The organism is Paenibacillus sp. FSL M7-0896 (assembly GCF_037975415.1).
GTDB lineage: Bacteria > Bacillota > Bacilli > Paenibacillales > Paenibacillaceae > Paenibacillus_AQ > Paenibacillus_AQ silagei.
Window position 1 is genome coordinate 5,350,996 of sequence record NZ_CP150250.1, and the last position, 26,256, is coordinate 5,377,251.

General features: G+C 53.4%; 22 protein-coding genes. All 22 read right to left on the bottom strand.

What is annotated here, in order from left to right; translation table 11 throughout:
• Positions 1–21: 21 nt before the first annotated feature.
• Entirely contained in the window at positions 22–1,305 is a 1,284-nt protein-coding gene (gene murA / locus MKY12_RS23055; RefSeq protein ID WP_339311042.1) for a UDP-N-acetylglucosamine 1-carboxyvinyltransferase, read from the bottom strand.
• Between the two features lie 185 nt (positions 1,306–1,490).
• On the bottom strand, positions 1,491–2,606 hold the full coding sequence (murG, locus tag MKY12_RS23060) for an undecaprenyldiphospho-muramoylpentapeptide beta-N-acetylglucosaminyltransferase (RefSeq protein WP_339311044.1): 1,116 nt from the start codon (positions 2,604–2,606) through the stop codon (positions 1,491–1,493).
• Between the two features lie 5 nt (positions 2,607–2,611).
• Complete coding sequence (gene spoVE / locus MKY12_RS23065) at positions 2,612–3,709, bottom strand: stage V sporulation protein E (RefSeq protein WP_036724276.1); 1,098 nt, start codon at positions 3,707–3,709, stop codon at positions 2,612–2,614.
• 49 nt (positions 3,710–3,758) lie between these two features.
• A complete protein-coding gene (murD, locus tag MKY12_RS23070; RefSeq protein WP_339311047.1) occupies positions 3,759–5,180 on the bottom strand; it encodes a UDP-N-acetylmuramoyl-L-alanine--D-glutamate ligase in 1,422 nt (473 codons plus the stop codon).
• A gap of 3 nt (positions 5,181–5,183) precedes the next feature.
• Complete coding sequence (gene mraY, locus MKY12_RS23075) at positions 5,184–6,149, bottom strand: phospho-N-acetylmuramoyl-pentapeptide-transferase (RefSeq protein WP_339311048.1); 966 nt, start codon at positions 6,147–6,149, stop codon at positions 5,184–5,186.
• A gap of 15 nt (positions 6,150–6,164) precedes the next feature.
• A complete protein-coding gene (gene murF, locus MKY12_RS23080) occupies positions 6,165–7,574 on the bottom strand; it encodes a UDP-N-acetylmuramoyl-tripeptide--D-alanyl-D-alanine ligase (RefSeq protein WP_339314960.1) in 1,410 nt (469 codons plus the stop codon).
• Entirely contained in the window at positions 7,574–9,061 is a 1,488-nt protein-coding gene (locus MKY12_RS23085) for a UDP-N-acetylmuramoyl-L-alanyl-D-glutamate--2,6-diaminopimelate ligase (protein ID WP_339311050.1), read from the bottom strand. The genes murF and MKY12_RS23085 overlap by 1 nt, the downstream gene beginning before the upstream one ends.
• 73 nt (positions 9,062–9,134) lie before the next feature.
• Positions 9,135–11,063 (bottom strand): stage V sporulation protein D, encoded by a 1,929-nt coding sequence (locus MKY12_RS23090; protein WP_339311051.1) that lies wholly within the window; start codon positions 11,061–11,063, stop codon positions 9,135–9,137.
• Positions 11,064–11,153: 90 nt separating this feature from the next.
• Complete coding sequence (locus MKY12_RS23095; protein WP_339250213.1) at positions 11,154–13,385, bottom strand: penicillin-binding transpeptidase domain-containing protein; 2,232 nt, start codon at positions 13,383–13,385, stop codon at positions 11,154–11,156.
• Between the two features lie 42 nt (positions 13,386–13,427).
• Complete coding sequence (locus MKY12_RS23100) at positions 13,428–13,826, bottom strand: hypothetical protein (RefSeq protein WP_036724284.1); 399 nt, start codon at positions 13,824–13,826, stop codon at positions 13,428–13,430.
• 23 nt (positions 13,827–13,849) lie between these two features.
• The gene (gene rsmH / locus MKY12_RS23105) at positions 13,850–14,803 is read right to left on the bottom strand and encodes a 16S rRNA (cytosine(1402)-N(4))-methyltransferase RsmH (RefSeq protein ID WP_339250216.1); all 954 of its coding nucleotides are present in this window, start codon (positions 14,801–14,803) and stop codon (positions 13,850–13,852) included.
• Between the two features lie 39 nt (positions 14,804–14,842).
• A complete protein-coding gene (mraZ, locus tag MKY12_RS23110; protein WP_036724286.1) occupies positions 14,843–15,280 on the bottom strand; it encodes a division/cell wall cluster transcriptional repressor MraZ in 438 nt (145 codons plus the stop codon).
• A gap of 209 nt (positions 15,281–15,489) precedes the next feature.
• Entirely contained in the window at positions 15,490–16,761 is a 1,272-nt protein-coding gene (locus MKY12_RS23115) for an adenosylhomocysteinase (RefSeq protein WP_209871994.1), read from the bottom strand.
• A gap of 25 nt (positions 16,762–16,786) precedes the next feature.
• Complete coding sequence (bshC, locus tag MKY12_RS23120; RefSeq protein WP_339311055.1) at positions 16,787–18,418, bottom strand: bacillithiol biosynthesis cysteine-adding enzyme BshC; 1,632 nt, start codon at positions 18,416–18,418, stop codon at positions 16,787–16,789.
• 194 nt (positions 18,419–18,612) lie between these two features.
• The gene (locus tag MKY12_RS23125) at positions 18,613–19,533 is read right to left on the bottom strand and encodes an ATP-binding cassette domain-containing protein (RefSeq protein ID WP_036724386.1); all 921 of its coding nucleotides are present in this window, start codon (positions 19,531–19,533) and stop codon (positions 18,613–18,615) included.
• Between the two features lie 8 nt (positions 19,534–19,541).
• Entirely contained in the window at positions 19,542–19,775 is a 234-nt protein-coding gene (locus MKY12_RS23130) for a hypothetical protein (protein ID WP_339311057.1), read from the bottom strand.
• A gap of 324 nt (positions 19,776–20,099) precedes the next feature.
• Positions 20,100–21,047 (bottom strand): ABC transporter permease, encoded by a 948-nt coding sequence (locus MKY12_RS23135; RefSeq protein WP_036724290.1) that lies wholly within the window; start codon positions 21,045–21,047, stop codon positions 20,100–20,102.
• A gap of 3 nt (positions 21,048–21,050) precedes the next feature.
• Positions 21,051–21,983: an ABC transporter permease gene (locus tag MKY12_RS23140; RefSeq protein ID WP_036724388.1), complete on the bottom strand. Its 933-nt coding sequence runs from the start codon at positions 21,981–21,983 to the stop codon at positions 21,051–21,053.
• Positions 21,984–22,209: 226 nt separating this feature from the next.
• On the bottom strand, positions 22,210–23,928 hold the full coding sequence (locus tag MKY12_RS23145; RefSeq protein WP_036724292.1) for a peptide ABC transporter substrate-binding protein: 1,719 nt from the start codon (positions 23,926–23,928) through the stop codon (positions 22,210–22,212).
• 150 nt (positions 23,929–24,078) lie between these two features.
• Entirely contained in the window at positions 24,079–24,465 is a 387-nt protein-coding gene (locus tag MKY12_RS23150; protein ID WP_036690228.1) for a DUF3397 domain-containing protein, read from the bottom strand.
• 6 nt (positions 24,466–24,471) lie between these two features.
• Positions 24,472–25,452 (bottom strand): ketopantoate reductase family protein, encoded by a 981-nt coding sequence (locus tag MKY12_RS23155; protein ID WP_036724293.1) that lies wholly within the window; start codon positions 25,450–25,452, stop codon positions 24,472–24,474.
• A 137-nt stretch (positions 25,453–25,589) separates the two neighbouring features.
• The gene (locus MKY12_RS23160) at positions 25,590–26,237 is read right to left on the bottom strand and encodes an RsfA family transcriptional regulator (RefSeq protein WP_036724294.1); all 648 of its coding nucleotides are present in this window, start codon (positions 26,235–26,237) and stop codon (positions 25,590–25,592) included.
• Between the last annotated feature and the right edge of the window lie 19 nt (positions 26,238–26,256).

Consider the following 26,256-nt stretch of genomic DNA (forward strand, 5'->3'; position numbering starts at 1 on the left):
CGCCGAAGGAGACAGGGAGCTTTAATTGGCCAAATCCAGCGGGTCAGGCACCGGCACCTTGCGGCTAATGCGCGCCCCCAGCTTTTGAAACAATAATTCGATGCCGTCATATCCCCGGTCAATATGATGCGCCTGCTCTACAATAGTCGTTCCCTGAGCAGCCAGCCCGGCGATTACAAGGGCTGCTCCTGCCCGCAGGTCAGTAGCCTCAACCGTTGCCCCATACAACCTCTTAACGCCGCGTATGAATGCCCTATTCAAGTCAATGGAGATATCGGCTCCCATCCGGGCCATCTCCTCCACATGCTTGAAGCGCCCTTCGAAGACCGTTTCCTTAATCACGCTGAATCCTTCCGCCAGGGACAATAGAACCATAACCTGAGACTGCAGGTCCGTAGGAAAGGACGGATACGGAGAGGTAACAATTCGCTCAACCGCACGGGGACGTCCCATACAGCTGATATTAATTATATCATTGCACACTGTAATTTGAACACCGGCGCGCCTCAGGATGTGGATCAGGGAGGTCAAATGTCCTGCATTGGTGTGTGTCAGCGTCACATTGCCCCGCGTGGCGGCGGCGGCAATCATCACGGTCCCGGCAACAATCCGGTCGGGGATCACCTCATAGCTGCAGGCATGGAGCTTGCGGACACCCTGAATGGTGATCGTATCCGTCCCTGCGCCGATAATCTGCGCCCCCATCGCATTGAGGAAGTTCTGCAGGTCCTGGATTTCCGGCTCTCTCGCTGCCCCGGAGATGGTGGTCGTGCCCTCAGCCATGGCGGCGGCCATCATGATATTCTCCGTGGCGCCCACGCTGGGATAATCCAGATGGATATCACAGCCTCTCAAGCTAGCAGCCCGGCAGCAGATCCGGCCGCCCGTCTCCTCAATCTCTGCCCCGAGCAGCTTCAGGCCCTGCAGGTGGAGGTCGATCTTGCGCTCCCCGATGGCACAGCCCCCCGGCTGATAGATCGTCACTTCCCCGAACTTGGCCAAAAGCGGGCCCATCAGGAATATGGAGGATCTCATCTGCCGCATCAGGTCCTCCGGAACATGAGAGGTCAGGAGAAAGGATGTATCGACGGTGACCGTCTCCTCTTCATGTACTGTCCTGCAGCCCAGCCGCTGCAGAATATGCAGCATCGTTTCGATGTCCAGCAGCTTCGGCACATTATGCAGTGAGTGAACTCCTTCGGCCAGCAGGCTGGCTGCCAGAATCGGCAGTGCCGCATTTTTTGCTCCATGGATACGTATGGTGCCTGACAGGGGGTTTCCGCCCTCAATCACCAATTTGTCCAATGTATCACCTCCGAGATTACCGCTCACCCACCGTAAGCACTTCCTGCACCCCGGTCCTGCAGAATCGGCCGGAACGAGCTCCGTTTCCGAATCTCAGACATCAAGAAGCGCTCTGGGTGATTGTCACGATTATAGGATCATCCTATGTTCGGAGCTCCGCGTGTGTGACAATGTCAGCCCGGATTCTAGCGTCCCCGTCCTGCAGCCAGCCTGCGGAGCTCGCTGACAACCAGGGAGGCCGAATCTCTTTTACCGAGGCGTCTAGAGGCCTCCGACATGCTGTGACGCAGCGTATCCGCTCCGATGATCTTCTGAACCGCTGTGAACAGTGCCTCGCCGCTTAAGTCCTTCTCCAGCAGTACCACTGCCGCACCTTCACCTTCCAGCGCTCTGGCGTTGGCTTCCTGATGGTTGTTCGTTACATTGGGAGACGGAATGAGGACAGAGGGTATGCCAAGCGCGGTAATCTCTGCGAGAAAAGAGGCGCCTGCCCGGTTCACGATCAGGGAAGTGCAGGCCAGCACCTCAGGCATATTGTGAACGTAAGGGAGGACATGCAGCCAGTTCGGAATACCGCCCAGCTGCTCGCGTACCGCTTTGCGGGTATCCTCGAAGTAAGACTCTCCGGTGACATACACATAGTGAACACCATTACCCTTACCCACAAAGGGTGCCATTTCAATCATGGCGCGGTTAATCGCCTTGGCTCCCCCGCTTCCTCCGACAACCAGCACCACCGTGCTTCCTTCGGGAATGCCTAGTGAAGCAAAGCCGCGTTGCGGGTTAGCCGTCATGACCGTAGTGGCCCGGGGATTGCCCGTATAGATTACATTCTTGGCCCCGGGAAAAGCCGGCTCTGTGCCTTCAAAGCTTACCGCGACCGTGCTGGCATACCGGCTGAGAAAGCGGTTGGTCAGTCCCGGAATCGCATTCTGTTCATGGATCAGCGTCGGGATGCCGAGCCGGGAGGCTGCATACACTACAGGCCCGCAGACATACCCCCCGGTGCCGACAACCACATCAGGCTTGAACTCGCGCAGCATGGCCTTGGAGGCTTTGACTCCCTTCAGGAACCGCATAACCGTCTTCACATTATCCATCGACAGCTTGCGGCGGAAGCCTGTAATATCAATGGACCGGAAAGGCAGATTCTCCTGGGGAACCAGCTTGCTCTCCAGACCTCGCTTGCCTCCTATATACAGGAAGACAGAATCCGCATCTTCAGATTCCAGTTGTCTGGCTACGGCTACGGCAGGATAGATATGTCCTCCCGTGCCGCCGCCGCTAAGTACAATACGCATGTCTTTCACCTCGCATAACGGGATAAATTAAGCAGAATGCCAAGAGCTGTGAGCATCAGGGTGAGCGATGAGCCGCCGTAGCTGATCAGCGGAAGCGTGATGCCGGTTACTGGAATCAGGCCGATCACCACACCGATGTTGATGACCACCTGAACCGCGACCATACAGACGATGCCTACGGCAAGATAGCTGCCGAAGCGGTCCGGCAGGCTCATGGCAACCTTCATTCCGCGCCAGATCAGCAGCAGGAATAGCAGCAGTACGGCCAGCCCGCCGATGAACCCCAGCTCCTCGGCCAATATGGAGAAAATAAAATCAGTCTGCGGCTCCGGGACATAGCTGTATTTTTGCCGGCTCATCCCGAAGCCCAGTCCGCCAAGCCCGCCAGGACCCACCGCGTAGAGCGACTGAATGATCTGATAACCCGCGCCCAGCGGATCGGACCATGGGTCCAGGAAAGCGGTGATCCGCTGCAGCCGGTAAGGCGCAGCGGCAATGAGTCCGGCGAACCCGGCCAGCCCCAGCGCACCGAGGGAGAGCAGATGCTTCATCCGCGCCCCCGCTGTGAAGACCATCATCATGGCCGCGCCGAACATGACAGTGCCTGTGCCGAGATCAGGCTGCAGCATAATCAGTGCGAACGCGGAGCCGATCAGCGCAAGCGGCGGAAGCAGCCCGCGCATGAAGCTGGAGATGTCATACTCCTCGGTTCCGAGCCACTTGGCCAGGAAGAGGATCATCCCCATCTTCATGAATTCCGAGGGCTGAATGCCGAAGGAGCTGATGCCGAGCCAGCTGCGCGCACCTCCGCGAACCACGCCGATGCCGGGAATCAGCACCAGCACCAGCAGGGCGAAGCACACGAGCAGGAGCGGCCGGGCGAATCTCTTCAGCACCAGGTAATCGGTGTTCGCCGTAATGAACATCGCGATGAGGCCCAGGCCTGCGAACAGCATCTGTCTTTTGACAAAATAAAACGAATCGCCATAATTGCGGAAGCCCAGAACGGACCCGGCACTGTATACCATTACCATACCGATAGCCAGTAAAGCCAGTATCGGAAGCAGCAGCCAGATATCGGGCGCATGACGGGATTTGTTCATCAGGAGCACACCTCTTGCATCCGTAGTAGGGGCTTATCCACCCCCCTACTTAAAGGTTATGCACCGCCTCTTTAAAAATACGCCCGCGCTCCTCATAGGAGGTAAACATATCCCAGCTGGCACAGGCAGGGGACAGGAGAACTACATCCCCAGCTTCCGCCAAGGCGGAAGCCTCCCGCACAGCCTGCTCCAGCACGGCAGCGGCACTCTCCCCATTATCGACGGAGATGACTGTCTTTACTCCTGCCAGCCGGGCTACAGCCGCCAGCTTGTCCCGGGTCTGTCCAAGCGTCACCAGGGCTTTTACATTCTCTCCGAGGACAGGCAGCAGCTCCATATAATCCGAGCCGCGGTCCAGGCCCCCGGCAATCAGAATGACCGGCTTCCGGAAGGAGGTCAGCGCCATGGAGGTAGCTTTGGAATTGGTAGCCTTGGAATTGTTATAATAGGCGGCCCCTGCCTTGTCTGTTACATACTCCAGCCTATGCTCCACCCCGCGGAAGGAGGCCAGCACCGGACCCAGCACCGCCGGGTCCGCTCCTGCGGCAATGGCAATGCCGCAGGCAGCCAGCGCATTCCCCACATTGAAACGGCCGGGAAGTCCGATAGAATCGACATCGGCTATTTCGGTCTCGCTCTCAGTGTAATCACGGTAGATAATGACACGCTTCAGCTCGTCTGCCGTATCCGCCATGTAGGACGGGCGGACGAAGATGCCCTGCACCAGCTCCTCGTTCATGGAGAAGGGCAGAATGCCCGCCTTCAGATAGGGTACCAGCTTGCGGCAGACTGGATCATCCCAGTTCAGCACAGCGGTATCCTCCGGTCCCTGATTGACGAACAGCTTGGACTTGGAGGCTACATAATCCTCCATGCCTCCATGGTAGTCCAGGTGGGTCTCAGCGACATTCAGCAAGGCAGCAATCTTGGGCCGGAACGCTTCCGTGCCCTTCAGCTGGAAGCTGCTTAGCTCGACCACCATCCAGTTGTCCGCGTCAGCCTCCTGTGCAGCCTGAGAGAGCGGCGTTCCTATGTTCCCGGCCACAATGGGGCGCATCCCTGCTGCCTCCAGCATATGGCCCACCCAGGTCGTTGTAGTGGTCTTGCCGTTGGAGCCGGTGATGCCGATCATCGGGGCAGCGCAGAGATGATAAGCTACCTCTACCTCGGTCACCACCTCAATTCCCAGCTCCAGCGCCTGCTGCACCGGAGCGACCGAATAAGGAATCCCCGGATTCTTCACAACCAGCTGCACACCCTCATGGATCAGGCTCTCCGGATGCCCGCCGCATAGAACAGAAATTCCCAAAGATTCCAGTTCGGAAGCTTCGGGACTCTGATCTCTTTCCTTTTTATCATTGACCGTCACCACAGCGCCGTGTTCATGCAGCACCTTGGCCACCTGGACGCCGCTTTTGGCGAGCCCCAGGACGACCACCTCTTGACCACGGTACAGATCCGGATGTTTCATTCGTTACAACCCCTTGATGAGATATAGTCCAGCTGCCGCCAGCACGAGGCCCACCGCCCAGAAGGAGACGACTACACGCCACTCCGACCAGCCGCCCAGCTCAAAGTGATGATGGATCGGGCTCATTCTGAATACCCGTTTGCCGCGCGTCTTAAACGAAGCGACCTGAATAATTACGGACAGCATTTCAACCACGAAGACTCCGCCAATCACCACAAAGAGCAGCTCGGTCTTGGTGACAATAGCAATCGCGCCAATCGCCCCGCCGATCCCGAAGGAGCCGAAATCACCCATGAACACCTTGGCAGGATGGGCATTGAATACGAGAAAGCCAAGCACTGCGCCAATCATCGCAGCGGCACAGACACCAGCGGCAATCGAGGTTGCCTGCATGGCTACCACCGCGAAGGCAGCGAGCGCAATTGCGCTTACGCCTGATAGCAGACCATCCACACCGTCCGTGAAGTTAACTGCATTCGTGACCGCCATCATCATCAGCACAATGAACGGATAATAGAACCAGGGGCCCCAGTCGAAGCTGAAGGAGGTTCCCGGAACGCTGATATTCGTATGATGCCCGGCTGAGATCAGCAGGACGCTGAGCACGACGCCGACCAGCAGCTGACCCAGCAGCTTCTGGCGCGCCGTAAGGCCGAGGGAGCGCTTGAACACAATTTTGATATAATCATCCAGGAATCCAATGAGTCCATAACCCAGTGTAGCGGCCAGCAGTACATAGAAATCCGAATTAATGACCGAGAATTTCAGAAAAGACAGCGTGAACGCGACCATGATAATTACACCGCCCATGGTAGGGGTTCCCGCCTTTTTCAAATGGGTCTGGGGCCCGTCGTCACGAACCTGCTGTCCCAGCTTAAGCCGGCGCAGCAGCGGTATGATCAGCGGAGCGGCAATGACCGCAAGGATAAAGGACACAGCAATAGTCAGCAGAAGTAATTGATAATCCATGGGTACACCCCTCCTTTAGTTAGCATTCGCTTCAGAATGTTCTTTCAAGCGGTGAAGCACTTCTTCCAGCCGCATCCCTCTGGATGCTTTGAACAACACAACATCATCATTGCCGCACATCGCAGTCAAGGCATTGATCAAGGCTTCTTTATCTGTAAAAGCATAGATATGCCCGGCCTCGAACCGCTCCGAGGCCGCCGCCGCAAGCTGCGCCGACAGCGGCCCGAAGGTGAATATATCATCCGTCAGCTCCGGGTCGAGATAGCTGCCGATCTGCCGGTGGAACTGAAGCTCCTCCGGCCCGAGTTCCAGCATGTCCCCCAGCACCGCGATTCTGCGGCCGCTGCATTTCATGGACTGCAACACATCAATCGCCGCTCTCATGGACGTAGGGCTGGCATTATAGGCATCATTCAAGAGCACCAGCCCGCTTGCCGCCTGAACAACCTCAATCCGCATACCGGTCAGCTTGAGGCCGCTTAGTCCTTCTGCCATATTCTCATCGGTCACCTTATAATGACGCGCCACTGCAAGCGCAGCAAGCGCATTAATTACATTATGCTGCCCCGGCAGCGGAAGGGTGAAGGCCCGCTCCCCATGCTGCAGGGAGGTGAAGGTCATTCCCCCGCTGTGCGTCATCAGGCCGGTCGGATAATCATCATTGTCATCCGACTGTCCGAAGCGGAAGGTTAGCAGCCCTTCAGGCGTGCGGAAGCCTGGCTCTGCCAGAACCTCGGCAAGCAGCGGCTCATCCCCGTTATAGATCAGCAGCCCGCCCGGCTGAAGTCCGTCCACAATCTCCAGCTTAGCTCTGGCAATCTCCTTGCGGGAGCCAAGCTGAAGCAGATGGGATTCGCCGACATTGGTAATTACCGCTACGTCAGGAGAAGCGAGCAGAGACAGCAGGGCGATCTCTCCCCGTGAGCTCATGCCCATCTCCAGCACAGCGATCTCAACATCGCTGTCCATGGAGAGAATCGTAAGCGGCAGGCCGATATGATTGTTGAAGTTCCCTTGGGTCTTGTGTACCTTGTACTGCACTTCCAGCAATGCCGTAATCATATCCTTGGTCGTCGTCTTGCCGTTGCTTCCCGTTACGGCAACCACCTGGGGGGCCACCTCGGCCAAATAGGCGGAGGACAGCTTCTGCAGTGCCGTTAAAGTGTCCTCTACCAGAATAACCCCGCCGCCTGCGGGTGCAGGCCCCTTATCCCTCTGCCAGAGGGTAGCGGCAGCTCCTGCAGCCAGCGAAGCGGCCGCATAGTGATGGCCGTCGAAGTTCTCTCCAACGAGCGGGACGAACAGGCAGTCCTGCGATATTTTGCGCGAGTCGGTTACGACTCCCTTAATCTCTATATCCTTAGCTTCGGACGAGGACAGCTCTCCTCCGCACATTTCCGCGACGTTATGCAATGTTCTAATAATCAATAGCTTCGGCCCCTTATCACTTCTTTGGCAACGATGCGGTCATCGAAGTCATGAACGACTCCCTTGATCAGCTGATAGGTCTCATGACCTTTCCCCGCAATCAATACTACATCGCCGGGGCTTGCCATTTCAATAGCTTTTGTGATGGCTTCCCTCCGGTCCGGAATCATCTCATAGCGCTCACGCGCCACGCCATCCTCACGCAGGCCCGCCTCAATATCAGCCAGAATCTGCAGCGGGTCCTCCGTCCGCGGGTTGTCGGAGGTGACCAGCACATGGTCGCTGTATTTCGCAGCTATTTTGCCCATGAGCGGCCGTTTGGTCGTATCGCGGTCCCCGCCGCAGCCGAAGACAGTAAGCACCTTGCCCGCAGCGAATTCACATACCGCCTTCAGTACATTCTCCAGACCGTCCGGCGTATGCGCATAATCAACGATCACCGCGAAATCCTGCCCGGCATCCACCGATTCGACACGGCCGTCCACGCCGGCAACCGACTCCAGACTGGTCTTGATGTCCGCAAGCGGCACATCCTCAAGCAGCGCAGCCGTAATAGCCGCAAGCGCATTATAGACGTTGAACTTGCCGACCATGCGAAGCGAAATATCCGTCTCACCCTTAAACGTCTCCACGTGGAAAAAAGTTCCTTTGGCGGTGATCGATATTTGCGATGCCCGGACATTGGCAGCCTTGTCGATACCATATGTAATGACCTCCGCTGCGGTCTGGGCGGCAAAATAGGCGCTGGCTTCATCGTCAGCATTCAGCACGGCATACTTACGTTCTTCCTTCCACGGGGAGATCACGTTGCCGAGCCGCGAGAAGAACAAGCCCTTCACTGCACGATACTCCTCCATCGTATGGTGGTAATCCAGGTGATCCTGGGTCAGATTCGTAAAGATCGCGGTGCGGTAGTCGGTCCCCTTTACCCGGCCCTGCTGAAGTGCATGGGAGGATACCTCCATTACACAGCACTGGACGCCCTTAAGCGCCATATGATTCAGACTGCGCTGAAGCTCCAGCGATTCCTGTGTCGTACCGGACATCGGATAGCTCTGACCGTCATACCGCATCTGGATTGTACCGATCAGGCCGGTCTTCACCCCATGATCCTGCATGATCCGTTCAATCAGATACGTAGTCGTGGTCTTGCCGTTGGTACCGGTGATGCCGATCAGCTTCATCCGGCTGCTCGGTGAACCGAAGAAAGCATTGGACAGCACAGACATGGCATACCGGCAGTCATCCACCACGATCTGCGGCAGGTCAATGTCCAGCTTCCGTTCGCAGACCAGGGCAGCCGCGCCCTTGGCAGCAGCCTGAGGTGCGTAATCATGTCCGTCCACTGTATGTCCGGGCAGACAGATGAACAGATCGCCCGGACCCACCTTGCGTGAATCGGCCTGCAAATCTGATATTTCTATGTCTCCGTCCCCGTATAGACGGGAAGCAGCCAGACAAGAAGAGAGTTCTTTAATTAACATACCTATCCCTCACTCTGCATAAAATCCTTATATTTTGGGTGAATTATCCATCTTAATCATTATAAGATACGTCTTATTGTTCACTTGACGTACCCATGTAAATCCGGATCGTAGAGCCCTGCTGCACTCTTGCCCCGGCCTTCGGGGCCTGATTGATCACGGTATTGCCGGTGCCGGAACGGACCAGCATGAAATTCATATTCAGATCCTCATAGATATCCTGAACAGTGGCTCCCGTAAGATCAGGGACCGTCACAATCGGGGTCTCGCCGTATTTATAGGTTCTTGGCAGCTGATCCTTACGCTCTGGAACCTTCAGATACAGAAGAGAATCCTCAAGAATATTCTGGACAATCGGAGCGGCTACTACACCCCCGAACTGAATTCCCTTCGGGTTATCGACTGCCGTATAGACCACGATCTGCGGATCATCCGCCGGGGCGAAGCCGATGAAGGAAACGATATGCTCCGTTGGAGAATACCGGCCGTTGATTACTTTCTGTGCTGTCCCTGTTTTGCCGCCCACACGGTAGCCGTCAATAAATGCCGGTCGGCCTGTGCCTTTGGCAACCACGCTCTCAAGGGCAGCCCGCACTTTCTTCGAGGTCTCCTCCGAGATCACCTGCCGCACTTCCTCCGGCTCAGTCTCGGAGACAACATTCCCGGTGTCCGGGTTAATCCAGGCCTTGGCCACATGCGGAGTATACAGCTTGCCGCCATTGATGGCTGCCGATACCGCAGCAATCTGCTGGATTGGCGTGACGGATACCCCCTGGCCGAATGCAGTAGTCGCCAGCTCCACCGGGCCCACCTGGGCCGGCTTGAACAGAATTCCGTTCGCCTCACCGTTCAAATCAATGCCCGTCTTGCTCCCGAAGCCGAAATCCCGGATGTACTTGAACAGCGTATCCTTACCCAGACGCTGTCCCAAGGCTACAAATCCCGGGTTGCAGGAGTTCTCGACCACTTCAAGGAAGGTCTGGCTTCCGTGTCCGCCCTTCTTCCAGCAGCGCAGCTTAGCTCCGCCGACCTCAATGTAGCCCGGATCAAAAAAATGCTCATGCTGCAGATCCACCTTCCCCTCCTGCAAGGCCGCAGCCAGCGTGATGATCTTGAAGGTGGAACCCGGCTCATACGTCATCCAGATCGGAAGATTCCGGTTATATACTTCGGCATCGTATTCCTGGTAAGCCCCCGGCTCATACCCCGGCCGGCTGGCCATCGCCAGAATCTCGCCATTGCGGGGGTCCATGGCAATAGACCAGGCCCCCTGCGCCTGATATTTCACCATGGCCTGATCCAGCTCGCGTTCCATAATAGATTGAATCTGCTTGTCGATAGTCAGCTGCAGGCTAAGTCCATCCTGCGGCTCGGTGTACTTCTCGGAGGACCCGGGCATCAGCCGGCCTCCCGCATCGGAGAGATAGGAGATATTGCCCGCGCTCCCCTGAAGCAGCTTATCATAGATGCTCTCAATTCCGGTAATCCCCTGATTGTCAATTCCGGTGAAGCCCAGAATATGTGCGGCCAGATCCCCGAAGGGATAATACCGTTTGTTATCCTCAGCGACAACGATGCCCGGCAGCTGCAAATTACGGATGCTCGCGGCAAGCTCCATCGTAATTTTGCGGCCGCCGGGCTGCAGTTTCACTGAGGCCTTCTTTTGGGTCAGCAGCTGAACCAGCTTTTCCTCGGTCATGCCGAGCAGCGGAGCCAGCTGCTTCGCGGTCTGTTCCTTCTCCTTCACCTGTACAGGAATGGCATAAATCGTCGGTGAGCTGATGTTGTAAGCCAGCGCCACACCCTCTCTGTCCAGGATCTCGCCGCGTTTGGCGGTGAAGGGGATGTTCCGCCGCCATAAATCCTCGGCCCTCTCGCTCAGCTTCTCACCCTGGGTTAATTGTACATAGGCAAGACGCACAGCCAGCGCGCCGAACAACACGGCCAGTCCCAGCAGCGTCCACAGCATTCTCCGCCGGCTAACGACTTTCGATACCTTCATTGTGTTCTCCCCGCTTTCACTCATAGACATGATCTCTTACCTTCATGACTATTCGGGACAAACAGGGGTTAGAACAAGCCTATATGGGTGTTACTCTGCAGCTTCTTCTTTCTCGGCATCGCCCGCTAAGGCAACAGGAATATTCTCGCCATATTCATTGAGAGGGCTAAGCTTCAGCGCTACCTGCGTTTTTCCCTTATTCTTGGCCTGGCTCTGTTCTGTGACATAGCCTTCTCCCTCAACAGAGATTCCCACCTTCAGCAGGTTCAGAATCTCCAGGGCATCGCGCAGAGACTGGCCGCGCAGATCAGGAAGCGTCACATTCTCTCCCTGCTCGCTTAACAGATAGATCCGCTGCCCGGCGGTCAGGGCGGTGCCTTTCTCAGGGTACTGACTGACCACATTTGCCCCTTGGCCTACAGCTTCGAAATCAAAGCCCTGATTAATGAGCAGCTGTCTCGCCGCCTTCACCGTCTTGCCGGTCAGATCCGGCGCTTTGCGCTGGGTGGCAGCCTCGGCCTTCACCGTCTTCTTGTCGGCAGGACCTGTGACATCCCCCGCTTTGGGCACGCCCATATAAGGAAGCGCCTGGGAGACGATATCTTTGAAGACCGGACCCGCCGCAGCACCGCCGCCGGCCGCATCGGCAGGTTCGTCAATAATGACGAAGACTGCGATCTTAGGGTCATTGGCTGGTGCATAACCGAGGAAGGAGGAGCGAACCTTATCGCGGTCATACCCGCCCTTACCATCCGGCTTAATCGCCGTACCTGTCTTACCTGCTACCCGGTATCCCTCAATGTAGGCATGCCGGCCGGTTCCGTGCTGCTGATCTGCCACTACCTGCTCCAGATAGCTGCCCGTCTCCCTTGCACTTGCTTCGGAGAGCACCTGCCGCACAACCTCCGGTTGGGTGACCGTGGTCTTGCCGGTGTTCGGATCGGTAACCTCCTTCACCACATGCGGCACCAGCAGCTTGCCGCCGTTCGCAATCGCAGCGACGGCTGTGAGCTGTTGAATCGGAGTCACCAGCAGCTTACCGTGTCCATAGGCAAGCGTCGCATTCTCTACCGCCCTGTTCGGATCAGGGTTGACAATACCCTTAACCTCTCCCGGGAGGTCAATGCCTGTCTTTTCCGTGAACCCGAAATCCGTGATATACTGCAGCAGCTTCTCCTTGCCCAGCATCTCATAACCGAGCTTGACGAACGCAACGTTACTCGACCGCTTAACTCCTTCGAGGAAACTAATGGTTCCGTAACCGGCTCTGTTCATATCATAGATAGGCTTGCTGTATCCCTTAATTCGGACGGAACCAGACTTGAAACTGGCATTCGGATTGAACAGCTTCTCCTGCACGGCACCCGCCAGCGGTACAATCTTGAACGTTGAACCCGGCTCGAATCTCGTCATAATAGCATGGTTAAAGAAGCCGGCCGCATCCTGATTCAGATCATAATACTCATTCGGGTTAAAGGTCGGCATATTCGCCAGACCCAGAATTTCCATCGTCTTCGGGTCGGCCGCAATAACACTGATCGACTTCGGCTTATACTCCGCATACGCCTTTTTCATAGCCTCTTCAATGTAGAACTGAATCGTGCTGTCAATCGTCAGCTTGTAGTTGCTTCCATTCACCACAGGCTTGAACGTATCCTTCGAATCGGGCAGCTTGATGCCCCTGCCGTCACTCTGGTAATTCAGCTGGCCGTCCGTACCGGAGAGCTGTTTGTTCAGGAGCTTTTCCAGTCCCATCATCGCTTTGCCGTCCCTGTCGGTATATCCCAGAATATGTGCAGCGAGCGAACCCTTCGGATAATAGCGCTTCTGCTCCCGGACGAGTCCGACTCCGGTCTCCAGCGTATTATGCTCCTTCTTGAGCTTCTCAACGAAAGCCGTCACTTTATCTTTCATTTCCTCATCGATTTTCCAGCCCTCATTACGGATTTCCCGGTTCGTCAGATATTTCCCTTTTTCATTCTTGGCCTCCACCAGCTTCTTCAGCTCATCCACCGGCTTACCAAGCAGCTCATGCAGGCCTTGAATCACCTCTTCACCGATCTTTTTCTCGGCAATGACCTCTGGGTTAACCACCACCGTGTAGGCCGGCACATCGCTGGCCAGAACATTGCCGTTACGGTCTTCGATCACCCCGCGGACAGCCTTGATGGTTGAAGTATGAGCCCACTGCTTAGCTGCGGTCTCCTGCCACTCCTTGCCTTGCAGAACCTGGATCCAGAATACTCTGGCGACTAAAACAAGAAAAAAGAGGGTAATACACCCTCCTATAAACAGCGTGCGAAGTTTGATTCTCTTAACCATAAGGTACCTCACAACCTCTATTATTGCGATTGCCGTTCATCGCTATTTTTTACCGGCTTTGTCAGTAGCCTGGCTGCTAAGCGGAACATAGATAGTAGACTCCTCAGAAGGGACCACAAAGCCCATTTCCTTCGCCCGCGGGACGATTGTCTGCTCCAGCGTCTGCTTCTCCATCTGATAGGTGGCAATTTGCTTTTTGTTCTTAGCGATTTCGCTGTCCAGCTTCTGGGCCTGCATATTCAAATCGTAAATATGGACGTAACGCCAGATCAGGGAGGCTGCTACCAGAATAAAGGCTCCCAGCGTCAGCATGTACAACAGCTTCTCTTGCAGCGGCAGCACTCTGCGCCTGGTGACAACTTTCGTTTTCTCACGGTACAGCGGGTTTGCCTCTTCTTTTCTCTTTGGTTGAACTGCTAAATTTCCGCGGGTATAAGCCATCTCTGATTCTCCTTTATCGTCATCTACAATTTCTCTGCGACACGCAGCTTGGCTGAACGGGCACGCGAGTTAAGCTCCAGCTCTTCTTCCCCCGGCACAATTGGCTTGCGGTTAATTAGCTTCAGGGTGCCTTCGGCACCGCATACACAGTACGGCAGGTCAGGCGGACAAGTGCAACGGCTTAGATAGCTGCTGAAGATCTGCTTGCAGATCCGGTCCTCCAGCGAGTGAAAGGTAATAACGGATACCCTGCCCTCAGGCGCCAGGCAACGTACAGCAGCATGCAGGCCTTCCTCAAAAGCTCCCAGCTCATCATTGACGGCAATCCGCAGCCCCTGAAAGCTCCGCTTCGCCGGATGTCCCCCGGTCCTTCTTGCCGCCGCAGGAATGCCTTCTTTAATCAGTTCGGCCAGCTCTCCGGTGGTCTCCACCGGGCGTTCTTCCCTGCGCTCTACAATCTTCCGGGCAATCCGCCGTGAGAATTTCTCTTCTCCATATTGGAAAAGCACCCTGGCAATGTCCTGCTCACTCCAGGTGTTAATGATATCCGCCGCGCTCAGCTGCGCCGACTGGTCCATCCGCATATCCAGCGGGGCATCATGATTGTAGCTGAAGCCTCGTTCCCCTTCATCAAACTGCGGAGAGGATACACCCAGATCAAAGAGAATCCCGTCTACTTGGGGAACTCCGTCCTTTTGCGGAACAAACGGCAGTCCCTTCAGCACCTGCTCCAGATCGCGGAAGTTGGTCTTGACGGTCACCACCTTGTCGCCGTATCCGGATAATTTCTCCTTCGCATTGTTCAGCGCCCAGTCGTCCTGATCCAGACAGATCAGCCGTCCCCCGCCGCTAAGCTTGGATGCGATAAGGGCGCTGTGCCCGGCTCCCCCGAGCGTACAATCTACATATAGGCCATCCTTCTTGATGTGCAGCCCTTCTGTCGCTTCTTCTTTTAGTACCGTGATGTGGTGAAACAAGCTGCATCCCTCCAAGGCAGTAATTCGAAATGTTATGTTTTATAGATCAAAATTGAAATCCACCAATTTCTCGGCGATTTCGTTGAACGATTCCTCTGACTGTTCGAAGTACTGCTCCCATAGCTCTTTGTTCCAGATCTCCACCCGGTTCGAAACGCCCAGAATAACACAGTCCTTGTCCAGCTTGGCATATTGCCGCAAGTTTCCCGGCAGATTCACTCTGCCTTGCTTGTCCCATACACACTCAGTCGCTCCCGAGAAAAAAAAGCGGCTGAAGGCACGGGCATCCGATTTCATCAGTGAAAGGCTTTTAAGCTTTTGCTCCATGATTCCCCATTCTTCCATGGGATAAACAAACAGGCAGGAGTCCAGGCCGCGGGTCGCCACGAAGGAGGTTCCGAGCATGTCACGGAATTTGGCCGGGATAATGATCCGTCCTTTATCGTCAATGGTATGCTGGTATTCCCCCATAAACATGATCTATTCCCACCTCTACATCCCGATTCCCCACTTTGCCCCACTTTTCACCACCTAAGCATAATAGATTCGCCATTAAAAATCAAAAACCTTTTTCCGGAGCAAGGTAATTTTTTCTTGTTTGTCAAGAGGCTATTCCTGCATCCCCTGCGGACACGCAAAAGCCCGGGCCAATGTGATTGGCTCCGGGCTCGTGCAGATCCATATCCTTAGTCGTTCAGATTCCAGCTGTCCAGATACTCGACTTGCGCCTGTGTCAGGCTGTCGATGGATATCCCCAGACTTTCCAGCTTGTAACGCGCTACCTGCTCATCCAGCTCATAGGGAACATTCTCCACTTTGACACCAATGCTCTTATAATTGTCATTCACATATTTAAGGGACAATGCCTGAAGTGCGAAGGTGGTATCCATAATCTCTGCCGGATGACCATCAGCTGCGCCAAGATTCACCAGACGTCCTTCGGCCAGGAGGTACAGCTTGCGTCCATCCTTCAGCTGATACTCTTCGATGTTCTTGCGCACCGTCCGCTGGGACACCGAGCGCTCGGCCAGTTCCGGCTTGTTGACTTCCACATCGAAATGTCCGGCATTGCAGAGAATCGCGCCATCCTTCATCACATCATAATGCTCACCGCGGATCACATACCGGTTACCTGTGACTGTAACGAAGAAATCACCCTGCTTCGCAGCTTCTAGCATCGGCATGACATGGAATCCGTCCATGTGGGCTTCTACCGCCTTGATCGCATCAACTTCCGTTACAATCACATTCGCTCCAAGACCCTTGGCCCGCATTGCTACACCTTTACCGCACCAGCCGTAGCCCACCACAACTACGGTCTTGCCGGCCACAATCAGGTTGGTGGTGCGGACGATACCGTCCCATGCCGACTGTCCTGTACCGTAACGGTTATCGAACAAATATTTGCAATAAGCGTCATTTACCGCCACCATCGGGAATTTCAGCATGCCCTGCTTCTGCAGCGCCTTCAGTCGGATAATACCGGTCGTTGTCTCCTCAGCTCCCCCGCGGATATTCTCCATCAGGTCGGGGCGCTCGGAGTGCAGCAGAGTGGCGAAATCGCCGCCGTCATCGATAATGAGATCCGGCTTGCTCTCCAGTGCCCGGATGTTCAGTGCCTTGAACTCTTCCGGAGAAGGATTGTACTTGGCAAATACGGTAATGCCATCCTCAACGAGCGCAGCACACACATCATCCTGGGTAGATAACGGGTTGGACCCTGTAATTGTTACCTCAGCGCCACCAGCCTGCACTACCTTGGCCAGATAAGCGGTCTTAGCTTCCAGGTGAAGGGTGATCGATACCTTGAGCCCCTTGAACGGCTGCTCGGCTTCGAACTGCTCACGGATACGGTTCAGTACCGGCATATGCTGGCGAACCCAGTCGATTTTGAGATGCCCCTCGGGTGCAAGCGACATATCGGCAACAATACTGTTTTGCTTAGATAATGAACTCATGGTAGGACCCCCTAGAATAATTTGCTTACATATAAATAATACGGTGTGTTCCGCTGTAGTCAGCAGGCACAGCCATCAATTCCTCCAGCCATTCCAGCCCGTACCGGTTCAGATAATACATCATATTATAGACACGCTCCTGAAGCTTACCCAGCGGCATTAGCGATAGCTCGATCCGTTCCCACTGGCGAAGTGCAGCCTCATTCTGTTTCTCCATCGCATCCAGAGCTTTGCCCTGCAGGAAGGAGATCTGGTCGATAATCTTATCCTTGTTATTGCCACCCAGCTTCAGCAGACCTGCCTGAATGCTGCCAAGCTGCTCGATCAGCGGCTCATACATCCCGGAGAAGGCCGTCTTGATCTCTTCGAATTTGTCTTCGAGCTTCAGCTCATCCTGAGCGTTCAGCCACGCTTTGCGTTTATCATCCAGACCCGTCTGTACATCCGTGAAGGACAAACCGTATTTATCCATATGCTTGCGAAGCGTTCCCTCAATCACTGTAAAAGACATGCGCGGAATAATCAGCGGCATCTGTCCGTCCAGCACCCTGAAGGCTTGATGCGGAATGGCCCAGTAAGCCATCTCCCCTTGTCCAAGCACCGTAGCGAGTACAGGAAGTACATAGTCCTGCATCAGCGGACGGGTTAACACATTGTTGCTGAACCGTTCGGGATGGCTCTCCAGCAGCTCCAGCAGCTCGGAACGGGAGAACGAGACAGTAGCCTTCCGGTCTGTGAACCGTCCCTCCACCTTATGAAGCAGAAGCCGTGCACCCTCATGGATATAGAAAAGATTCGCATTGCCAGGCGTCACATCAGCCTGCAGCTCATATCCGCTGGCCGTAATCCGTTCAGCTGCGGCAAGATAAGCTGCCTCCAGCTCGTCATTCCGCTCAATCATGGAAGCGAACATGGGCGCTTCCAGCCTGCGCAGGGCAGGATCAGCAGAATCCAGCAGAATCAGTCCGAATTTGCCGAACAAAGACCCCATTAGCTTCGCAAACGCCTCCGTCATATTCCCGGCGCCCGTGGATGCAGCCGTAACCAGGTCCATCAGCTGCGGTTTGAATTCACTGTCCTGCAATAAGCCGTCCAGCTGCGTAACCGCCTGAAGCCAGCTCTCGGTATCTACCTGGATCTCGCTGACCGAGGACCGGGGACCTTCGCCTTTATCCAGCTTAATGCGGGTAATTTCGCCTGTCCGGTTCAGCACAAACGTATGATTGACCTCATCCCAGTCATGATCCTCACCCGCAATCCAGAACAGCGGAACGACCGGCCGGCCAAGCTGGGCCGCTGCCTCCCGGGCCGCCTGAATGGTAGTAATGGCCTTATAGACCACGAATAGAGGACCTGTGAACAAGCCGCTCTGCTGGCCGCCTGTCACCACCAGGGTATCCGGCTGTTCCAGCAATTCTATCGAGCGGAGGACGGCTTCATGGGTATTGTGTTTCCCGTTGTAGCTGCGCAGGTACGATACAACCTCTGCGCGGTCTGCCCGCAAGCTTCCTGTACGATCAAGCCACGCTGCTCGTTCAGCCCGGCTCTCCGGGCTGCGGAAGTCCCCGCCATACAAATGTCCTACTGCTTCGTATTGATGTATATAGTCACTGGCGAGCGCAGATCCGCCCGGCAGTGGTTCCGGTACAACGTTCATCGATAATGGCCTCCTTGTTCTGCAATAACCTGCTGCTATATGTAATTCATAAATCGGTAAACCCTTTATGATTGTATCCAAAGTTGAGTGTGGCGTCAAAGTAATATACGCCATCCTTTTGAAGGATATCCGTAAATTGAAAGAATAGGCGAGAGCTGAATGCTCCCGCCTACGTTCCGCCTGCCATTTTAAGTTTAGGCAAATTGCTTGGCTACGAAATGTCCCTTGGACACTTCAACCAGTTCATAATCGCTGTCATTTGTTTTCTCGCCGGCAGCATAAATCGGACTGCCCAGCTCATCATGCAGATGAATGCGTTTTTTGTTCGCTTCAACCTCTGGGTCTGGAACCGGAATCGCCGAGAGCAGAGATTTGGTATATGGATGGATCGGATTAGCATACAATTCTTCGCTTTCCGCCAGCTCTACCATTTTGCCCAGGTACATAACGGCCACACGGTCACTGATATGCTTAACCATGGACAAGTCATGCGCGATGAAGAGATAAGTAAGTCCAAGACGATCCTGCAGCTCCTTGAGCAGGTTAACGACCTGCGCCTGGATGGATACGTCGAGTGCCGAGATCGGCTCGTCACAGACGATGAACTTAGGGTTCACGGCGAGCGAACGGGCAATCCCGATACGTTGGCGTTGTCCGCCGGAGAATTCATGCGGATAACGGGTGGCATGGTCATGGTTAAGTCCAACCATATCGAGCAACTCTTCAATCCGCTTCTTGCGTTCCTGCCGGCTTCCGGCCAGATTGTGAATATCCAGTGCTTCACCGATGATATCAGACACCGTGAACCGCGGGTTAAGCGAGGCATACGGGTCCTGGAAAATCATTTGCATATCACGGCGCATAGCCTTCATCTTGCCGCCGGACAATTTGTAGATATCCGTACCATTGTATTTCACGCTTCCTGCAGTCGGCTCATACAAGCGGAGAACGGTACGGCCAGCAGTAGTCTTGCCGCAGCCGGACTCCCCTACCATCCCCAGGGTTTCGCCTTCGCGGATCGAGAAGCTAATATTATCAACTGCCTTAAGAACTCTTCCTTTGCCCACATTGAAATATTTCTTAAGACCTTCTACTTCAATCAGATTCTTGCTCAGATTCTTACTCAAACGAACTGCACCTCCTTGGCCATCGAATGCAGATTCCAGCAGTGCGCTATAAGCGTATCACTGAACTCTGTGATGCCGGGATCAATCAACTCCTTCACAGGAGGCACTGCTTCGCTGCAGTACACTGTGAACGGATAACTGACCGGCGGCTTAATCAGATCCGGGGAAGTTCCGATGATCGGAATCACCGGCTCGCCCTTCTTCGGGTCTTGTGCTGCAGTGCCGCACAAGACCCTTGGTGTATTACGATAACCGTCCCGGCAACTACGCCGGGGTTCAGTGTATTCAGGATGATGGAGATCCCAAGCGAATTGCTGCACTTCGCCGGAGAATTCGTGGGGATATTGGTTAAAGCGAGCCTACGCTTTCATAATGCCTACTAGCTTCAGCATTTCAACAGCTTAATGATTCGCTTCGGCCGCTAGCATATTCTGATGTTAATCAAAACTTCGGTTATCTGATTGCCCACTTGGATCATTGGGTTCAAAGAAGTCATCGGGTCTTGAAATATCATGCCAATATCTTTGCCGCATGGGTTCCACCATTGTTAATATCTATTTCTTCAGCTTAGGATCAAGCGCATCACGCAGGCCGTCACCAAAAATATTAAAGGAAAGCATCGTTAAACTGATAAGAATCGCAGGGAACAGGAAACGCCACGGATAGTAAAGCCAGCCGGTCAGCGAGTCATTGATCATCGAACCGAGTGAAGCTACCGGGGCCTGTACACCAAGACCGAGGAAGCTCAGGAACGCTTCGGCAAAGATGGCATTCGGCACGGACAGCGTAATCGTTACAATAATCGGTCCTACAGCATTCGGCAAAAGATGCTTGAACAGCAGACGCTTGGACCCTGCACCCATCGAACGCGAAGCCAATACGAACTCACGGTTCTTCAGCTGCATAATCTCCCCGCGCACAATCCAGGACATCGTAATCCAGCCCGTTATCGTCAGCGCCAGGATAATGGTACCAAGGCTTGGTTCAAGTACGACCAGCAGCAGGATAACTACCAGCAGGTATGGAATGGAGTACAGAATTTCAGAGATCTTATTCATGATATTGTCTACACGGCCACCGAAGTAACCCATGATTCCGCCGTAGATGACCCCAATGAAAAGGTCAATGGCAGCAGCGGCAAGGCCGACAATCAGTGAGATTCGTGCGCCGTACCAGGTACGGACAAAGATATCGCGTCCCAGATCATCTGTACCGAACCAGTGGTCGGATGATGGGGGCTTATTCGTGTTGAGCAAATCGTTAGAGTAGTAATTGAACTTTGAGAAGAACGGCGCAATTATTGCAGCCAGTACAATCAGTCCAAGAACCCCCAGAGCTGTCATTGCCATTTTATTCTGGCGCAGACGTTCCCAGGAATCCCGCCAGGCGGACAGACTTTCGCGCTGAATGACTTCAGCCTGCCGTTCATCAACTCCGACCTTACGGAAATCTTCCGGTTTCAGGTTCGCATCCTGCGATACCAAGTTTTTATCAGAAGCCACTCGTTAGCCCTCCTTTCCGCCAGATAGTTTGATACGCGGATCTATAAACACATAAGCAATGTCAGTGATAAACCGCGCTACCATAAGCAGTACACCATAGAAGATGGTAATCCCCATAATAACGGTATAATCACGGACGCCAATCGCTTCGACAAATTGCTTGCCGATCCCGCCGACACCGAAGATCTGCTCAATAACGACCGAACCGGTTACGATGTTAGCCGTCATAGGTCCCATATAGGTTACCACCGGCAGAATTCCGTTACGCAGCACGTGGCGGCTCAAGATGGCTGCCCAGCTTAGGCCTTTCGCCTTAGCTGTCTTGATGTAATCTGCATGCAGGACCTCCAGCATACTGGAGCGCGTCAGCCTCGCTATGAAGGCTATAGGCTGCGCCGATAACGCGGTTACAGGCAAGACATAATACATCGGCCCTTTGAACCCGGAGACCGGGAACATATGAAATTTGTAGGCGAACACATACTGCAGCAGCGAGGCGACTACAAAGCTCGGAACCGCAATCCCCAGCACCGCCAGCACCATTGCTGCACTGTCAATAAACTTGCGGTGATAGAGTGCCGCCATCATGCCGAGGAAGACTCCGACAATAACAGACACAAGAATTGCGATAAGCCCCAGCTTCAGAGACGCCGAGAATGTCTGACCGATCAGATGTGTTACATCCTGATTCAGACGCTTCATGGATACACCCAGATCGCCCTGGGCGATTTCACCCAAATACTTAAAATATTGATGATAGAGCGGCTTGTCCAATCCATATTGCTCGTATAAACGCGCTTTTATTTCTGGTGGAATCTTCTTTTCAGAAGTAAACGGGTCCCCCGGAATAGCTTTCATCAGAAAAAAGGTCGCTGAAATCAGCACAAACAGCGAGACAAGCATATAGAAAAACTTATTGGCAATATAACGAACCATCCCCATCAACACCTCCTTTGACTTTTTTTAAGACACATAATTAGATTTTATGAAAAAAATGGCCATTTGTCTAATTTCTTATTTTGTAAGTTCGTGAAATGTTTAACAAAATGCCCGAAATGCAAAAAAAAGGGATATATATGGAATTCCACATATATATCCCGAAGTGTAAAGCTCCCTTCAGACTATCACTATTCAGTTATATAAGCTGAAGGTTCTGTCATTCTTAGTGCTCGAGCAGGTAAGCGCGAGTGAAGTCAATTGCACCGCTGAAGTCAAGAGTTACACCTTTGAGGTACTCTTTAGTCAGGGAGTTGTTGGTGTAGTAGTAGAACGGAATCAGGATCATGTCATCCTGAATGATCATTTTCTCAGCCTTAGCAAACAATTCTTGGCGTTTTGCCAGATCAGAGCTTGTTTTGGCTTCTTGGATCAGCTTATCGTACTCAGGGTTAGCATAACCAGTATCATTGTTACCGCCGCCTGTTACCCACATATCCAGGAAGGTCATTGGATCATTGTAATCCGCAGTCCAGCCGGCACGTGCGATCTGGTAGTTCAGGTTCTGACGGTTGTCGATGAATACTGCCCACTCCTGGTTCACCGTGTTAACAGTGATATCCAGAGCTTTTTTCCACATATCAGCTACAGCCAAAGCAATTTTCTTGTGGCCTTCACTTGTGTTGTAAGACAATTCAACCGGTGGCAGTGCAGTCAGGCCTTCTTCAGCAAGACCTTCTGCCAGCAATTTTTTAGCTTCTTCTGTATCTTCTTTGAAGTAATCGTCTTTAACTGCAGTACGGTATTCACCGTCAGCGCCCGCGATACCTGGAGGTACATACCCGAATGCCGGAAGTTGTCCGCCCTGTGCTACGTTGTCAATCAGCGATTGACGGTTAACAGTCATAGCCAATGCTTTACGGATTTTAACGTTATTGAACGGTTTTTCGGTGATGTTGAATTCATAGTAGTAGGTACTTGCGATACCTTTTCTCTGGAATTCGTTAGGAAGCTCTTTCTGTACGATTGGCACCTGTTCTTGCGGGATTTCACCGTGAGGTGCACCAGCGCGGTCAAGCTCGCCGTTCTTGTAGCTCAAGAGTTCAGTTGCTCCACTGTTAACCAGGGAGAAGTCGATTTTAGCCAGCTTGATGTTGGCAGCATCCCAGTATTTATCGTTCTTGCTTACTTGCAGGGATTGGCCGGTAGTCCACTCAGTCAGTGTGAACGCGCCGTTAGTGATCATAGTGTCTTTGCTTGTAGCCCATTTAGCATTACCCTCAACGGATTTGTGTACAGGGTAATAAGTATAGAAGGACAGAAGTCCAAGGAAGTAAGGAGTTGGAGCTTTCAGCGTAACTTCAAGAGTTTTCGCATCTACAGCTTTTACGCCCACTTGACTGAAATCTGTAATTTTCTTTCCATAATATTCTTCAGCGTTCTTCAGGTAGTACAATTGATAAGCGTAAGGTGCAGTAGGATCTGTGTTAGGGTCGAGCACGATTTTCCATGCGCGAACGAAGTCAGCAGCCTCTACAGGGTCACCGTTGCTCCACTGCGCATCACGCAGGTGGAACGTATATACCAGTCCGTCAGCGGAAATATCCCACTTCTCGGCAATACCTGGCTCAGCTTGGCCAGTTTCATCATTCATGCGGGTCAAGCCTTCATACATTGTCTTCAGGACGGTGTTGGCTTGGCTGTCCTGAGCTTGTGCAGGGTTAAACGTAGGTGGTTCTGCAGTCAGGTTGACTCTAAGTGTCTGGTCAGCAGCCAGCTTCTCGTCACCTGTTGTTCCTGTGTTCGTGCTGCCCTCTGGTGCAGTCGTCGCCGCTGCATTGGTGCCGCTGTTCGCATTGTTCTTGTTTCCGCCGCAGCCAGCAAGCACTGTGCCGATCACCAGAACTATTGCAATCATGAGCAATAGACTTTTACTCTTCTTCATCTAGCAGTTCCCCCTAAATAGAATGTGGTATATGGTTTATGATTATACAACCAGTGGTCAAAAAAATCTAGAGCAATATTTTCTGAAAACGAGTTTTTTTTAATTCTTTAAAATTTTGTGACGTTGACGCTTCACCGGAGCAATGGAACGTTACATCGCTTGTGATATGTATTGAATGAGGCCTACCACCATAAATAATACGTAACCTACGCCCAGGAAAAAGAAAGAAAGCCGCCACACAGCACGAAGTAACCGTTTTCCGTCCACCCCTCCTTTGAGGCGGTTTTGCGCGCCGCCAATCAGTCCGGCGGATATTAATACAATAAGTAGTATAAGAAAGAATCCAAAGGTTGAGTCAAAAATAATATTAAACAGTCCCGAAACTGACAGCAATAAAAATAAAGTAGTTACGTCCATCGCCAGCATCATCGTTTTCCTCTTATCATGCCTCAGCCCGATTCCTGCGAAATACACAATCAAAAAAGGAACAATCGGAATAACGCTTAACACGCCGAACGAATTCCGGAGAAATTCCAAACAGCCTCACCCCTCCCTCACAGTCATGCCTTCTACCAGTCCGCAGATCCAGCGGTGCAGCGGAGCCTGAACGCCCTGCCGCAGCCCCATATCTACAATGCTTCCGTTAATCCAGCGGATTTCCGTCTCCCTTGCAGCAAGTACATCAGCAAGCATCGATGATGTATTGCCCGAGGTCGCGCGGCACACTTCAAGAATGGCCTCCCAGGCACCGTGCTCCAGGGAAATCCCGCAGGCCTCTAATATCCCGGCTGCCTCTGTATACAGTTCCTTCATAAGCTGTACACGTGCAGCGGAGGCCAGTAATTCGCCGTTCCGGACCCGCCAAATGGCGGTTAGAGGATTAATGACAGCATTGATCAGAAGCTTCCGGTAAATGATGGTATCCACTTCTTTCGACAGAGAAGCGTGAAATCCTGCTGAGGCAAGAGCTTCTATGAAACTAATTATCGCCGCAGGCTCAGATGCCTGCCGGTCAGTTTCATGAATATTTATAGGAGAGCTGCTCTTCCCTATACATATTTCCCCTTTGCCGGCATGAATAACCTCTGTTAATGTTTTCCTCTTTGCCGCCTCTGTCGTTACAGCCGCCCAGATGGATGATTGCGGCAGCAGCCCCCTGAGCAATTCCAGATGTCCGCAGCCGTTCTGAAAGCCTATGATTACAAGCTCTCTGTCTCTGAGCGGCAGGAGAATCTCAGGCAGAGCCTCATGAAGCACCTTCTGCTTGACCGTTAACAGCGTAACCTCCCCGGGCTCGGCGAGCTGACGCTGTGTATATTCTTCTACCGGTGCAGCGGAGAAACTCCCGCCTGGAAGCTGTGTTGCCTCCCTGCCATCTTCATAGCTGACAGTCAGCCCCCGTTCGGATAGTGCCCTGCTCTGCTCTTCCCCCCTGCACCATATCCGTACTTCAGCCCCACCGGCGATCAGCCGCCCTGCAAGCAGCAGCCCCAGTGACCCCGCACCTATCACATCTATTCTCACTAACCCTGCCCCCTGCCATGCTAAGCACCAATAATTTTCCTAATTATATCCTGCTTGTCTCTGCAAAAGCAAAACAAAAAGCCCTGCTAATCCGTTGCTGTTACGCACTCGGACGCAGGGCTTGCTACATAAATCTTCTATTCAATCCGTTCCAGGTTTCCGTTCGCATCCATTTTGAATCGGGGCTTCTCTTCATCCTCTTCATTAAGAAAAGCCAGCCTGCGGGCACGGTCCATAATCTGGATCAGTGCCTTGTAATCATCATTGACCACACGGTAATCGCTCTGGGCAAGATTAACCTCTCTGGATAAGCGTTCATTCTCCACTCTCAGCTCTGAAAGCTCTTCTTCCTTCTCCCGCAGATCGCGCTCCAGCATCTTAAGCTGTCTTCCAGCCTCCTGAAACGTTCCTTTCCATTGCCGCAAAAAGCGGATGACGGCATCGATGGACAAGCTGTTCTCGCTTAATCCTTCGCTGCGGCTGTAGTCTTCCTCAATGTCACCAAGAATCAGTCCGGCTACCTGCGCCCCGCGCGAAGCAGGCTGTTTTTTCAGATAGCTCCGTTTCTGGCGCTGGCCTTTAGCAATACCGATGGCATCCTCGTAGCTTTTGCGCACGCAGCTGTTCCAGCGGAAACCGCAGGCAGCCGACGTTCTGCCGATTTTTTCACCCACCTCTTCAAAAGCAGCAAGCTGTGTGCTGCCCTCGCGGATATGACGCAGCGTTATTTCTGCCAATATCAGATCATCTTCTGCACTCCAAGCATCCTGTCTAACGGCTGTCATAAAGCCTAACCCTCCTAAC

What these genes read in the sequence shown, in the direction of transcription:
- murD (WP_339311047.1), bottom strand. Translation starts at nt 5,180, where the DNA reads ATGAAACATCCGGATCTGTACCGTGGTCAAGAGGTGGTCGTCCTGGGG.
- mraZ (WP_036724286.1), bottom strand. Translation starts at nt 15,280, where the DNA reads ATGTTTATGGGGGAATACCAGCATACCATTGACGATAAAGGACGGATC.
- MKY12_RS23095 (WP_339250213.1), bottom strand. Translation starts at nt 13,385, where the DNA reads ATGGTTAAGAGAATCAAACTTCGCACGCTGTTTATAGGAGGGTGTATT.
- MKY12_RS23085 (WP_339311050.1), bottom strand. Translation starts at nt 9,061, where the DNA reads ATGTTAATTAAAGAACTCTCTTCTTGTCTGGCTGCTTCCCGTCTATAC.
- MKY12_RS23090 (WP_339311051.1), bottom strand. Translation starts at nt 11,063, where the DNA reads ATGAAGGTATCGAAAGTCGTTAGCCGGCGGAGAATGCTGTGGACGCTG.
- MKY12_RS23100 (WP_036724284.1), bottom strand. Translation starts at nt 13,826, where the DNA reads ATGGCTTATACCCGCGGAAATTTAGCAGTTCAACCAAAGAGAAAAGAA.
- MKY12_RS23145 (WP_036724292.1), bottom strand. Translation starts at nt 23,928, where the DNA reads ATGAAGAAGAGTAAAAGTCTATTGCTCATGATTGCAATAGTTCTGGTG.
- MKY12_RS23160 (WP_036724294.1), bottom strand. Translation starts at nt 26,237, where the DNA reads ATGACAGCCGTTAGACAGGATGCTTGGAGTGCAGAAGATGATCTGATA.
- bshC (WP_339311055.1), bottom strand. Translation starts at nt 18,418, where the DNA reads ATGAACGTTGTACCGGAACCACTGCCGGGCGGATCTGCGCTCGCCAGT.
- mraY (WP_339311048.1), bottom strand. Translation starts at nt 6,149, where the DNA reads ATGGATTATCAATTACTTCTGCTGACTATTGCTGTGTCCTTTATCCTT.
- MKY12_RS23115 (WP_209871994.1), bottom strand. Translation starts at nt 16,761, where the DNA reads ATGAGTTCATTATCTAAGCAAAACAGTATTGTTGCCGATATGTCGCTT.
- spoVE (WP_036724276.1), bottom strand. Translation starts at nt 3,709, where the DNA reads ATGAACAAATCCCGTCATGCGCCCGATATCTGGCTGCTGCTTCCGATA.
- murG (WP_339311044.1), bottom strand. Translation starts at nt 2,606, where the DNA reads ATGCGTATTGTACTTAGCGGCGGCGGCACGGGAGGACATATCTATCCT.
- MKY12_RS23140 (WP_036724388.1), bottom strand. Translation starts at nt 21,983, where the DNA reads ATGGTTCGTTATATTGCCAATAAGTTTTTCTATATGCTTGTCTCGCTG.